The sequence below is a fragment of the Glycocaulis alkaliphilus genome (assembly GCF_004000605.1).
Lineage (GTDB): Bacteria > Pseudomonadota > Alphaproteobacteria > Caulobacterales > Maricaulaceae > Glycocaulis > Glycocaulis alkaliphilus.
Genome location: NZ_CP018911.1, coordinates 469,541 through 481,575 on the forward strand (window position 1 = coordinate 469,541; position 12,035 = coordinate 481,575).

At 62.7% G+C, this 12,035-nt stretch carries 13 protein-coding genes; 8 read left to right on the forward strand and 5 right to left on the reverse strand.

Annotated features, from left to right (window positions below; genetic code table 11):
- From pstB to phoB, 3 genes are read left to right on the forward strand one after another with little or no spacing between them, the layout of a single operon-like run.
- Positions 1 to 822, forward strand: coding sequence for a phosphate ABC transporter ATP-binding protein PstB (gene pstB / locus X907_RS02270; protein ID WP_127565439.1), 822 nt, complete (start codon positions 1 to 3; stop codon positions 820 to 822).
- Positions 823 to 875: 53 nt separating this feature from the next.
- The gene (gene phoU, locus X907_RS02275) at positions 876 to 1,592 is read left to right on the forward strand and encodes a phosphate signaling complex protein PhoU (protein ID WP_127565440.1); all 717 of its coding nucleotides are present in this window, start codon (positions 876 to 878) and stop codon (positions 1,590 to 1,592) included.
- A gap of 11 nt (positions 1,593 to 1,603) precedes the next feature.
- Positions 1,604 to 2,290 (forward strand): phosphate regulon transcriptional regulator PhoB, encoded by a 687-nt coding sequence (gene phoB / locus X907_RS02280; RefSeq protein WP_127565441.1) that lies wholly within the window; start codon positions 1,604 to 1,606, stop codon positions 2,288 to 2,290.
- Between the two features lie 56 nt (positions 2,291 to 2,346).
- On the opposite strand, the gene X907_RS02285 is transcribed toward phoB, so the two are convergent.
- Positions 2,347 to 2,904: a GcrA family cell cycle regulator gene (locus X907_RS02285; protein ID WP_127565442.1), complete on the reverse strand. Its 558-nt coding sequence runs from the start codon at positions 2,902 to 2,904 to the stop codon at positions 2,347 to 2,349.
- A 243-nt stretch (positions 2,905 to 3,147) separates the two neighbouring features.
- Between X907_RS02285 and X907_RS02290 the strand changes: the two genes are divergently transcribed.
- Genes X907_RS02290 through X907_RS02300 form a run of 3 tightly spaced genes read left to right on the forward strand, consistent with a single transcriptional unit; the run spans position 3,148 to position 6,192 of the window.
- Positions 3,148 to 3,993: an ABC transporter permease gene (locus X907_RS02290; RefSeq protein ID WP_127565443.1), complete on the forward strand. Its 846-nt coding sequence runs from the start codon at positions 3,148 to 3,150 to the stop codon at positions 3,991 to 3,993.
- A gap of 24 nt (positions 3,994 to 4,017) precedes the next feature.
- Positions 4,018 to 5,202 carry an aspartate aminotransferase family protein gene (locus tag X907_RS02295; RefSeq protein WP_179951437.1) on the forward strand — a complete coding sequence of 395 codons (1,185 nt, stop codon included), beginning with the start codon at positions 4,018 to 4,020 and terminating at the stop codon, positions 5,200 to 5,202.
- Positions 5,203 to 5,223: 21 nt separating this feature from the next.
- Positions 5,224 to 6,192, forward strand: a complete 969-nt coding sequence (locus tag X907_RS02300) for an Hsp33 family molecular chaperone (RefSeq protein WP_127565445.1) — start codon at positions 5,224 to 5,226, stop codon at positions 6,190 to 6,192.
- 10 nt (positions 6,193 to 6,202) lie between these two features.
- Here the strand turns inward: X907_RS02300 and X907_RS02305 are convergent, their stop codons facing one another.
- The 3 genes from X907_RS02305 to apaG all read right to left on the reverse strand — a co-directional run bounded on the left by X907_RS02305 (position 6,203) and on the right by apaG (position 9,531).
- Entirely contained in the window at positions 6,203 to 7,582 is a 1,380-nt protein-coding gene (locus tag X907_RS02305; protein WP_233352490.1) for a TrkH family potassium uptake protein, read from the reverse strand.
- Between the two features lie 84 nt (positions 7,583 to 7,666).
- Positions 7,667 to 9,121: a TrkH family potassium uptake protein gene (locus X907_RS02310; RefSeq protein ID WP_127565446.1), complete on the reverse strand. Its 1,455-nt coding sequence runs from the start codon at positions 9,119 to 9,121 to the stop codon at positions 7,667 to 7,669.
- A 17-nt stretch (positions 9,122 to 9,138) separates the two neighbouring features.
- Positions 9,139 to 9,531 (reverse strand): Co2+/Mg2+ efflux protein ApaG, encoded by a 393-nt coding sequence (gene apaG / locus X907_RS02315; RefSeq protein WP_127565447.1) that lies wholly within the window; start codon positions 9,529 to 9,531, stop codon positions 9,139 to 9,141.
- A 153-nt stretch (positions 9,532 to 9,684) separates the two neighbouring features.
- On the opposite strand from apaG, the gene X907_RS02320 reads away from it, so the two are divergent.
- Positions 9,685 to 10,686, forward strand: a complete 1,002-nt coding sequence (locus X907_RS02320) for a 2'-deoxycytidine 5'-triphosphate deaminase (RefSeq protein WP_127565448.1) — start codon at positions 9,685 to 9,687, stop codon at positions 10,684 to 10,686.
- Positions 10,687 to 10,692: 6 nt separating this feature from the next.
- On the opposite strand, the gene X907_RS02325 is transcribed toward X907_RS02320, so the two are convergent.
- On the reverse strand, positions 10,693 to 11,643 hold the full coding sequence (locus X907_RS02325) for a radical SAM protein (protein ID WP_127565449.1): 951 nt from the start codon (positions 11,641 to 11,643) through the stop codon (positions 10,693 to 10,695).
- Positions 11,644 to 11,796: 153 nt separating this feature from the next.
- Here X907_RS02325 and X907_RS02330 point away from each other — a divergent pair, with 153 nt between their 5' ends.
- Entirely contained in the window at positions 11,797 to 12,033 is a 237-nt protein-coding gene (locus X907_RS02330; RefSeq protein ID WP_127565450.1) for a hypothetical protein, read from the forward strand.
- The last annotated feature ends 2 nt before the right edge of the window (positions 12,034 to 12,035 follow it).

Sequence of the window (12,035 nt, forward strand, 5' to 3'; positions counted from 1 at the left end):
ATGGCAGATTCTGCTGCCCCCACGCAGACCGGCAAGACGGTCTATCACGCCGCCGAGAGCAGCCATACCGTGAAGGTGGCCGCTTCCGGCGTAGAGGTGTTCTACGCCGACAAGCAGGCGCTGCACGGCATAAACCTGGACATCCAGGACCGCTCGGTCACGGCGTTTATCGGCCCGTCTGGCTGTGGCAAGTCCACCTTCCTGCGCTGCATCAACCGGATGAATGACACGATCGATACCGCGCGTGTCTCCGGCTCCATCCGTATCGATGGCGAGGAAATCAATGACCGCGCCGTTGACCCGGTCCTGCTGCGCGCGCGCGTCGGCATGGTGTTCCAGAAGCCCAACCCGTTTCCCAAGAGCATCTTTGACAATGTGGCCTATGGCCCGCGCATTCATGGCCTCGCCTCCGGCAAGGATGAGCTGGACGCCATAGTGGAGACCTCGCTGAAAAAGGCGGGCCTGTGGGACGAGGTAGCTGACCGCCTCGACCAGCCGGGCAATTCGCTGTCCGGCGGCCAGCAGCAGCGTCTCGTCATCGCACGCGCCATTGCCGTGAACCCGGAAGTGATCCTGATGGATGAGCCATGCTCGGCGCTGGACCCTATCGCGACCGCGCGCATTGAAGAGCTGATCGACGAGCTGCGCGAGAATTACTGCCTCATCATCGTGACCCACTCCATGGCCCAGGCCGCGCGGGTGTCACAGATGACCGCCTTCTTCCATCTGGGGCACCTTGTCGAGTACGGCCCGACAGAAGAGATCTTTACCAACCCGCGTGACCGCCGCACGCAGGACTACATTACCGGCCGCTTTGGATAAGCGGCTGGCCGCCTGACCAGGGAGCGCTTTTGCTCCGCAAAAAGGTAACCGCCATGAACAGCCCGGCACAGCAGGGTCATCACATCGTCAAGGCCTTCTCCGAGGAGCTGGAACAGCTTTCGGCCTCCGTTGCCACCATGGGTGGCCTCGCCGAGAGCATGATCTCCGATGCGATTGACGCCATCATCACCCGCGACAGTGATCTCGCGCTGGAAGTCGTCGAGCGCGACAAGCGCATTGACGCCCTTCAGCACGATGTCGAACGCCAGATCATCCGCCTGCTGGCGCTGCGCCAGCCGCTGGCCTGGGATTTGCGCGTCTGTATCGCCGCGCTGAAAATCTCGGCGGATCTGGAGCGGGTCGGCGACCTGGCCAAGAACATCGCCCGGCGCACGCGCGCGCTCAACGAGGCAGAACCGCTGGCGCTCACGAAGTCCGTCGAGCGCATGGGCCGTCTGGTCCAGCGCCACCTTCATGAAGTGCTGGACGCCTATGTCAGCGGCGAGATCGCCGGCGCTGTCGGGGTCTGGGAGCGCGACGATGATGTGGACGAGCACTATAATGCGCTCTTCCGCGAGCTTCTGACCTGCATGGCTGGCGACCCCCAGCTTATCGGGCCGGGTACGCATCTTCTGTTCATTGCCAAGAATCTCGAGCGGGTGGGCGACCACGCCACCAACATCGCCGAGCTGGTTCACTATGCCGTCACGGGCAGCGAGCTTACGGCCGAACGGCCCAAGGGCACGCCGCTTGAAAGCGGCGCTAGCTAGGGAACACTGCCATGCAACCGCATGTTCTGGTCGTTGAGGATGAAGATGCGCTGGCCGAGCTGCTCCAGTACAATCTGAAGAAGGAAGGCTTCCGCGTCACGGTCGCGGCCGATGGCGAGGAGGCAATGATCCTGGTGGAGGAGCGCCAGCCCGACATCATCCTGCTGGACTGGATGCTGCCGCGCGTGTCGGGCATCGAGGTATGCCGCCGCCTGCGCGGACGCCAGGAAACCCGCAATATCCCGATCATCATGCTGACGGCGCGCGGTGAGGAAGCTGACCGTATCCGCGGGCTCGATACCGGCGCCGACGACTACATCATCAAGCCGTTCCTGATGAACGAGCTGTTTGCCCGTGTCCGCGCCATATTGCGCCGTATCCGTCCGGGCCTTGCCGACGACAAGGTGGTGGTTGGCGAGATCACGATCGACCGGGTGGCCCACCGCGTCTCCCGCGCCGGGCGTGACATCCATCTGGGTCCGACCGAGTTCCGCCTGCTGGATTATTTCATGCAGCATCCGGGGCGCGTATTCTCGCGCGAGCAATTACTCGATGCGGTGTGGGGCTCGGATGTCTATGTCGAGGCGCGTACCGTCGACGTGCATGTCGGCCGGCTGCGCAAGGCGCTCAATGACGGCCATGAGGTCGACCCTATCCGCACGGTGCGCTCAGCCGGTTACGCGCTGAACGCGGAATAGAAAAAAGCCCCGGTGACATCACCGGGGCTTTTCTTTCGAGCGTAAGGACTGCGTTCCTAGAAATTGGCTCTCCGGCCCGACGCCAGGCTGTCCAGCACCGCGCGCGCATCCTCGGACGGCTTGCGCTTGCGCTTGGCCTGGGGCTGGTAGGCCATCTGGGAGTGGGCTTCGCAATAGGCTTGACCGGGCGTGGTCTTGTGGCCGCAGAAGCGGAAGCTTGCGTCAGCCGGGTCGCCGACAGGCCATTTGCACATGCCTTCGCGCAAGGTGAGCACGGTGGCGTAGTCGCCAGACGGCAGCACGTGCGGCTCCACAGGAACGGGGGCGGGTGCCGGAGCGCGGACAATGGCCGGCTCACTGCCATTGGCGGTCTTGGGCTTCGCGCCAGCCGTCGACGGGGTTGCTGCCGTGCGCGGCCTCGGAGCCAGCTTGGGCGTTGCAACGCGCCGCGTGGGACGTGACGGTGCGGCCCGGCCCGAAAGGCCAAGCCGGTGGACCTTGCCGATAACGGCATTGCGGGTTACCCCGCCGAGCTGTTTGGCGATCTGGCTGGCGCTCAGACCGTCAGCCCACAGTTTCTTCAGGGTTTCCACCCGTTCATCAGTCCATGCCATGGCGGTGCGCTCCTCGCCTTATACGCTTCGATATTGGACCCCAAGGGATTGGTAGCGATCTTCCCGCTACACCCTACATCTTGGGGTCAGACACGAAATACAGTATCGGCAGGTGACAGCAGCACAAGATGCGGCGCTGATTCGGACGTGGAAAACTTCCGCCTTGCGCACTCGCATCGCGCCGCCGGACCGTGCTAGAGGACGTGCAACTATCCGTCAAAACGAGGCGAAAAGGGTCCGGTCATGCCAGACACGTCCAGCCAGAGCGATGCCGTGAAGGCCAGCCTCGCCGGGGCCGTGCCGCCGCAGCCGCGCGTGATGGGCGCGGTAAACTGGCTGGGCCTGTGGACACTCTACAAGAAGGAAGTGCGCCGCTTTCTGAAGGTCAGCTTCCAGACGGTTGCAGCCCCTGTCGCCACGACCCTGCTCTACATGATGGTGTTTTCGCTGGCCATTGGTGTCACGCGCGAGGCGCCCGGCGGCTTTCCCTTCGTCGTCTTTCTCGGGCCGGGCCTTATCATGATGGGGCTGTTGAACAACGCGTTTGCCAACTCGTCCTCATCGCTGATCGTCGCGAAGGTGCAAGGCAATACGGTCGATTTCCTGATGCCGCCTTTGTCCGCCGGTGAGCTGGCGGCCGCTTTCATTGGCGGGGCGATCACGCGGGGCGTTCTGGTGGCGGCGGCCTCTGCCGCCGTGATTATTCCCTTCGCCTCTCTTCCCGTTGCCCATTTCTGGGCGATTGCATTCTTCGGAATGGGCGCGGCGGCCATGCTGGGCATGGCGGGCGTGATTGCCGGGGTGTGGGCGGAGAAGTTCGATCACCTTGCGGTCATCACCAATTTCATCATCATGCCGCTGACCTTCCTGTCGGGCACGTTCTATTCGATCTCGATCCTGCCCGAGCCTTTCCAGACCATCAGCCATTTCAACCCGTTCTTCTATCTGATTGACGGCTTCCGCTATGGCTTCATCGGCTATGCCGACGGCAATATCGCCATTGGCGTTGCTGTAACGCTTGTCATCAATGCCGTGCTGGTTGTTGCCTGCTACGGCGTTCTGCGTTCCGGCTGGCGGCTGAGAACCTGATTTTCTTTACCGGAGATAACCGACATGCCCACACCGCTTTTTGACACCTATGCCCCGCCCTCGCAGATATTCGAGCGTGGTGAAGGCGTCTTTCTGATCGAGCGCAGCGGCGACAAATATCTCGACTTCATCTCCGGCATTGCGGTGAATGCGCTGGGCCATGCCCACCCCAAGGCCGTGGCTGCCCTGAAAGCCCAGGCCGACAAGCTCTGGCACACCTCCAACATGTTCACCGTGCCGGGACAGCACGAGCTGGCGGCGAAATACTGCCAGAACAGCTTTGCCGACCGCGTCTTCTTCACCAATTCCGGCACCGAGGCGATTGAGTGCGCGATCAAGACCGCGCGCCACTATCATTTCGTCAATGGCCGGCCGGACCGCTACCGCATCATCACCTTCACCGGCGCCTTTCATGGCCGCACCTATGGCGGCATCAATGCGGGCGGCAATCCGGCCTATCTGGAAGGCTTCGGCCCGCGCATGGAGGGGTTTGACTCCGTTCCCTTCGGCGATCACGACGCCGTAAAAGCCGCCATCACCGAAGAAACCGCCGCCATCCTGGTCGAGCCCGTACAGGGCGAGGGCGGCGTACGCGCTTTGCCGGATGTGTGCCTGCGGGGTTTGCGCCAGCTATGCGATGAGCACGGGCTTTTGCTGATCTATGACGAGGTGCAGTGCGGGGCAGGCCGTACCGGCAAGCTCTGGGCGCATGAATGGGCGGGCCGCGCCGCGCCGGACATCATGGCGGTCGCCAAAGGGGTCGGCGGCGGCTTCCCGATGGGGGCCTGCCTTACGACCGAGGCGGCAGGCGCGCACATGGTCGTCGGCACGCATGGCTCCACCTTTGGCGGCAATCCGCTGGCCATGGCCGTTGGCAATGTCGTCTATGACGAGCTGACCGCGCCGGGCTTCCTGGAGCACGTGGTGGACATGTCCAATTTCCTGCACCAGCAACTGCATGGGCTGGCCGATACGCATTCAGCCAAGGTTGAAGAGGTGCGCGGCAAGGGTCTGCTCGTCGGTCTGAAGCTGAAGACCGGCTATGTGAACAAGACACTGGCAAAGCATGCGCGCGATAACCATCTGCTGATCGGAGCGGCCGGAGACAATGTGGCCCGTATGGCCCCGCCGCTGATCATTGAAGAAGCTCACGCCCGTCAGGCGGTAGAGGCGCTGGATAAGGCCCTCACTGCGCTTGAGCAGGGCTGATACCGCACAGCAAGGCTAACCATGGACGAGAACAAGGGTGTATCTGGCCCGGACACGCTGGGTCAGGACGATGACGTAGTAGCCGCATTCCAGCTGGATGCCCGGCCCGTTTCGGGCCGCGTGGTGCGGCTCGGCCCGGTCATTGACGAGATACTCTCCGCGCATGACCTGCCCGTGCCGGTGGCGGCGCTGCTGGGTGAAGCCGTCCTGCTGGCAGTGCTGATCGGGGATTCCCTCAAATTTCAAGGCCGCCTCATCGTGCAGGCCAGCGGTGCCAACACCAATCCCGGCGGTCTGGGCGGCGAGGGCGCTGTCAGCTTCGTGGTCGCGGACTATGCCGTAGGCGAGGGCGTGCGCGGCTTTGCCCGCTATGATGCGGAGCGCGTCGCCGCGCTGCAGGCCGAACACGGCCCGCGCCCCGGCGCCGAGCGCCTGCTGGGTTCGGGTGCCTTTGCGATGACGATTGACCAGGGTTCGGACATGGACCGCTATCAGGGCGTGGTGGCGCTGGATGGTCCTTCGCTGGCGGCCTGCGCAGAACACTATTTTGCGCAGTCCGAGCAGGTGCCCACCCGCATCCGTCTGGCCGTTGGTCAGGAAATGCTCCCCGGCGGAGACATGCGCTGGCGTGCGGGCGGGGCGATCCTGCAGCGCATTGCCGGTGATGATGCGCGCGGCCATGACGCCCATGACTTTGCCGATGCGCAGGTTCTGTTTGATACCGTGGAAGACGATGAATTGCTCGATCCCGGCGTCTCCTCCGGCCGGCTGCTTTACCGGCTCTTCCATGAGGATGGCGTGCGCCTGCAGCCTGGCAAACCGGTTGTGAAACGCTGTACGTGCGAGCGTGAGCGGCTGGCGCGCATCCTTGCCGGTTTCCCGCCCGAAGACCGTGACGAGATGGTCAAAGACGGCGCCGTTGTGATGACGTGCGAGTATTGCAATCGCGACTGGCGCTTCACCGAGGCCGAGATCGACGCGGCGGGGTAGGGCCTTCTGGCTACATTACCAGCTCGTTGTCCGATTTGTCCGCCGCGTTCCGGTCACGCGCCACGATGGCGAGGCCGAATGTGAGAATGCCAACCCGTCCGATCAGCATGAGCAGGATGACCATGAGCTTGCCCAGCGCGCTCAGATCCCCGGTCAGTCCCATCGACAAACCAACCGTGCCGAGAGCCGAAATCGCCTCAAACACCACCATTTCAAAGCTGGCGCCTGCCTCGGTGAGAAACAGCACGAACAGGGCGATGGCCAGCACAAGAAAGTAGAATCCGAAGCTGACGCTCGCCTGGTGGACACGGTCTTCGGAAATCTCCCGGCCCATATAGGTTATGGTATCGCGGCGCTTGAACACGCTGCGCATAAGGCCCGCCAGCGCCGCCAGCGTAGTTGATTTCAGGCCGCCCCCCGTTCCTGACGGGGATGCGCCAAAAACCATCAAAACGAACATCACCATCAGCACAGCCATTCCAAGATTGCCAATAGGCACTGTGTTGAACCCCACCGTCGTGCTTGCGGTCATGACCTGGAAGAAGGCGGCCAACAGCCGCTCGGCGGGGTCCAGCGCAGCGATGCTGGGTTCGGCGACAAACAGGATCACCGTGCCGCCTATGGCAAACTTGGCCGTGATCGAGAGGATAACGGTCGACGTGAAGCCCAGCGACTCCCGCTTGCGGGTCAGCCGCTCAAAAAGCGTCGTCATCACTATGAAACCGATAGCACCCAGATAGCTGAGCGCCGATATGGTGAAGACGATCCCTGCATGGCCGGTGAAGTCTTCAAAACTGTTGGGAAACAGGCTGAATCCGGCGGTGCAGAAGGCCGAGACAGAATGGAATACCGCGCTCCAGAGCGCATTATCGACACCGGCATCGGCGAACATTGGCCATAGCAGCAACGCGCCCACAGCCTCTACGCCAAGCGTGAAATAGACCACACGGCGGATGAACCTTGCCGCGTCGAAGTCTGAGGGCAGCGGAAAGGCAGCGCGCGTCACCGTTTCGCGAAAGCGCGTCCAGCGGTGCGACAGCGACAGCACGAGAAACGACCCGAAGGTCATGTAGCCAATGCCGCCCAGCTGGATCAGCAGCAGAATGATAATCTGACCGAAAAGGGTGTAGCTGCTGCCGGGATCGACAGTCACCAGCCCGGTCGTGGACACGGCTGACGAGGCAATGAACAAATTGTCGAGCGCATTGACCGGGACCGCCTGGGCTATAGGCAGAGACAACAGGCCCCAGCCCGCCAGCATGTAAAAGAGATACCCTGCGAGAAGTAGCTGGGCTGCATCCGCTTTCTTGAAGAAGAGCTTCACCGGCACCCAGATGCCTGCCCAGACGCGAAGAGCGCGCCGTTTCAGGCTGGAAGATGAATCTGCCAACGCAGACTCCGTTGCAACGCCGGTTATGCCCCGGCAAGCGGCGCGCGTTTTATACCTTCTGCCCGCTGTGTCCAGACATATTGCTCACCCGCGCCAGAAGGCAGGCGTGAACAGGGCCAGCATGGTCAGCACCTCCAGCCGTCCCACCAGCATGGTGAAGCTCATCACCCATTTGGCAGCATCCGGCAAAGGCTGGAATGTGCCCGCCGGGCCGATTATGTCGCCAAGACCGGGGCCGACATTGGCTATTGTCGTGGCCGCGCCTGACAGCGCCGTCACCGGGTCCAGCCCGATCAGCGATAACAGCACTGCCGATACCGCAAACGCCCCGAAAAACAGAAACACAAAGCCCAGCACCGAACGCACGGTCGCTTCGGGCACCGGCTTGCCGTCGTAATGGACGGAGCGCACCGCGCGCGGGCGGGCATAGCGATGCAGATAGGTGAGCATGGCCGAAGCGGCAATCTGGTGGCGGAATATCTTGATCGAACAGGAGCTGGAGCCTGCGCACCCGCCCACGAAAAAGAGAATGAAGAAGACCATGACCGGCATGGTGCCCCACTGGGCGAAATCGGCGCTGCCATAGCCGGTGCCGGTCATCACCGAGACCGCATTTACAGCTGCCACGCGCCAGGCGGGTAGCTCGCCAGTGTCCACATCATTCGCCAGCAGGAGCAAGGTCAGGCCCGCACAGGAGATGAATGCAATCGCCAGAAAGGCGCGCACTTGCGGATCGGTAATAATCCGGTCCGGGCGCCCCTGCACCGCGCGCAGAAACACCAGAAAGGGCAGGGCCGAGAGCAGCATGAAGACCAGCGCTACCAGATCCGCACCCTCGTGTGCCCACCCGCCGATCGAGGCGTCGCTGGTTGAAAACCCGCCCGTCGCCACCGTTGTCATGGCGTGGGCCGCCGCATCGAACGCGTTCATCCCGGCAAAGCCATAGGCGATGAAGCAGGCAAAGCTCAGCACCAGATAGATCAGACCGACAGCGCCCGCGATCTCGCCCGCGCGCGGCAGGGCCTTGTCCACCTTGTCAGAGCTTTCCAGCCGGAAGAGCTGCATGCCGCCAATGCCCAGTACCGGCCAGATAGCCATCGCCGTGACGATGATCCCGATCCCGCCAATCCATTGCAGTATGGCCCGCCAGATCAGCACGCCTGCGGGCAGGTCCTGCAAGCCGGTCAGCACCGTCGCGCCGGTTGTGGTGATGCCGGAGACGGACTCGAAGATGGCGTCGGTCCAGCTCATGCCGATACCGGCCAGATGCAGCGGGATAGCGGCCGCCAGACCCAGCACAATCCAAGAGCCGGACGTGACCAGGATCGCGCCTCGGGCATCAAGGTCGAACCCGTCGCCGCGGCCCATCAGCGTCATGATGCCGCCGGTAAATCCGCACAGCACCGCCGAACCGAAAAAGGCATGGGCAGATTCCGCATCGACATGGAGATCGATAATGGCGGGCACCAGCATGGCACCGCCCAGCGCCGCCAGCAGCACGCCCAGAATAAAGATCACGGTGCGGGTATAGATGCTCACGCTATCAGCCTTCCGGCCTAGTGCAGCGTGGCCGGCATGAAGGGGCTGTCGAGCGCAAAGGAGGGAATGGCGGCATTGAATACGGCTCCGTCCGCCCGGCGCATTTCATACTGGCCGCTCATGAAACCCGACGGCGTGGGCAGGGGCGCGCCTGATGTATAGCGGAAGCACTCTCCCGGGGCGATAACCGGCTTCTCCCCGATCACGCCCTCGCCCTTGACCACGCGGGTGCGGCCCTTGGCATCGGTTATCCGCCATTCGCGCGTCATCAGCTGCACCGGCGCGCTGCCTGAATTTTCAATCTCTACAGTGTAGGACCAGATATAGCGGTTCTCGTCCGGCTCGGATTCTGTTTCCAGATAATCCGGCTCGACACGGATGATAACGCCTTCGGTCTCCAGCATATACATGGCGGTGTAAAACTCCTCTGCACAGGATGAGACACGTCTTGGTGCTGCTGCTCAAGAGGTTTCGCGCAGGTATGCCTGCCAGTGCCATTGCAAACCCTGCCGCCATGCGGAACGGTGCGCCCTCTATCCCTCTTTGTGAGTCGCGTCTTTCCCATGTCCAAGCCCGGTATCCTGACCGATCTCGACCTAGCTGCTTTGGTCTCCTCCGGAGCCATTGCCGCGCCGGGCATAGAGGATGGCCAGATACAGCCTGCAAGCCTTGATCTGCGCCTTGGAACAAGGGCTTACCGCCTGCGGGCGAGCTTCCTGCCCGGCCCCGGCCGGACCGTGGATGACTGTCTTGCCTCCGGCCTTGTCATGCACGAGATCGAGCTGACGGGCGGGGCGGTGCTGGAGACGGGCTGCGTCTATCTTGTCCCCCTGATGGAAAGCCTCTCACTTCCGGGCGATTTGAGCGCGGCGATGAACCCGAAAAGCTCCACCGGCCGGCTGGATGTCTTTACCCGTGTCATCGGGAATAATGCGGCCGCGTTCGACCAGCTTCCCGCCGGCTATTCCGGTCCGCTCTGGGTGGAAATATCCCCGCGCACCTTCTCCATCCTGGCCCGTCCGGGCGACCGTCTGGTGCAGGTGCGGCTGCGCCGGGGTGCGCTCAAAGCCGGGCTTTCCCAGGTGCTTAGCGTGGATCTGCAGGCGGCGGGCAATGCGCCTGTCGGCTGGCGGGCCAAGCGCCACAGCCCGCTGGTCGACCTAAGCCGGATTGGCGCGCATGCGGCGCTCGATTTCTGGGAACCGCTATACGCGCCACGTGGACAGATCGTGCTCGATCCGGGGGAGTTCTACATACTGGCTTCACGCGAAGCGGTGGAGATTCCGCTCGAAGACGCTGCCGAGATGGCGCCGATTGCGCCGGAAATAGGGGAGTTTCGCGCCCATTATGCCGGGTTTTTCGATCCGGGTTTCGGCCTTGGCGCACCGGCAAAAGCCGTGCTGGAGGTAAGGGGGCGCGACGTGCCCTTCATCCTGGAACACGGTCAGGCCGTGGCCCGTCTGGTCCATGAGCCGATGGCAGGAAAAATCGGTTCGGCCTATGGCGCGAACGGCTCCAACTATCAGGGGCAGGGCCTGAAACTCGGCAAGCATTTCAAGGCTTAAGGCGCCCTAGGCTGAACAGCTCGCTCCGCCGAGCACGCAGAATTGCGCGCAGAATCTATGGTTCAGCTTCACCGGTTTCAGGCTCTCTGCGAGGGTCCCGGCCAGCTCAAATTGCGGGTCATAGGGCAGGAGGGTGCAGGCGACGACAGCTGGCTTTTGCGCCCCCCGGCGCTTGATAATCATCCGGCTGGACGCGCACATGATATCGGCCGGATTTTTGTTGAGGATGCCCCAGCAATCGACGGTGATTTCAGGCGGTGAACCCGCCGGGTCCATCTCCGGGAAGATCACCATCTCAGCCGGATTGGCCGCATCTATATCCCATCCGTGCGCCGCGATCAGGGCGGCATAGCCCGCGCGTGCCTCTGCCATGGTTTCATCGGTCATCTGGCGGCCTGCCAGCGCCAGCAGGAACCTGTTTTTGCTCAGCCAGTTAATGCCCTCAAGCGTCCCGGCAAAACCACCCGCTCCGCGCTCTGCATCATGCACGTCTGATGTATAGTGATCGAGGCTGATGCGAAGGGTTATCTGCCCCGGATAGCGGGCCTGCAAATCCAGCAATCCGGCCTGCACGCGCGGGCGCATCATGGGCCGCATGGCGTTGGAGAGAATGAGGACGCGATGCCCGCGTTTCAGCGCCGCTTCGGCAAGCCCCGCCATATGGGGATTGAGGAAGGGTTCTCCCCCGGTAAAACCTATCTCGATGGGCCCCGGGACCAGCGCGTCCACCTCGTCCAGATAGGGCTCCAGCTCGTCCGGGCTGATATAGACAAGCCGGTCATTATCCGGCGAGCTTTCGATATAGCAGTGGGTGCAGGCGATGTTGCATAAAGTGCCGGTCAGCACCCAGAGCGTCTGCAATCTGTCAAACGCCACGCTCGCACGGGTTTCGCCCTTCGCGGTGATGTCCGGATCGGTGAAGGGCGCAGGGCTGGGAGCGGCAAGCGTCTGGGTCATAAGGCTTTCTACGCAGCTTGGCGGGTCGGCGGATCAGCGCGGGACGCTAGCAGGGCGGCCGGGCCAAGGCAAAGCGCGCGGAGTTTTCCGGCTTTCACTCCCCATTCAGCCAGGAAACGGTTAGGGTGGAGAGATAGACAGGGGGAGGTCCTTATGGGCGGTCTGTTCAGATTTATCGGGGATGTGTTCAAGCCTATCCTGACCATTGTGGTCACGATTTTCCTTGGCGCCTTCCTGCTCGCGGTGTTCTGGCCGGCGGCGGATGCGTGGATAATCGGCCAGGTGCCGGCCTGGGAGCGGATGTCTCCGGCCATATTGCAGGTGCGCGAATGGCTGGGCATTCACCAGCCCGAACCCGATCCCTGGTGGATGTTCTGGCGTAATGATTAGCG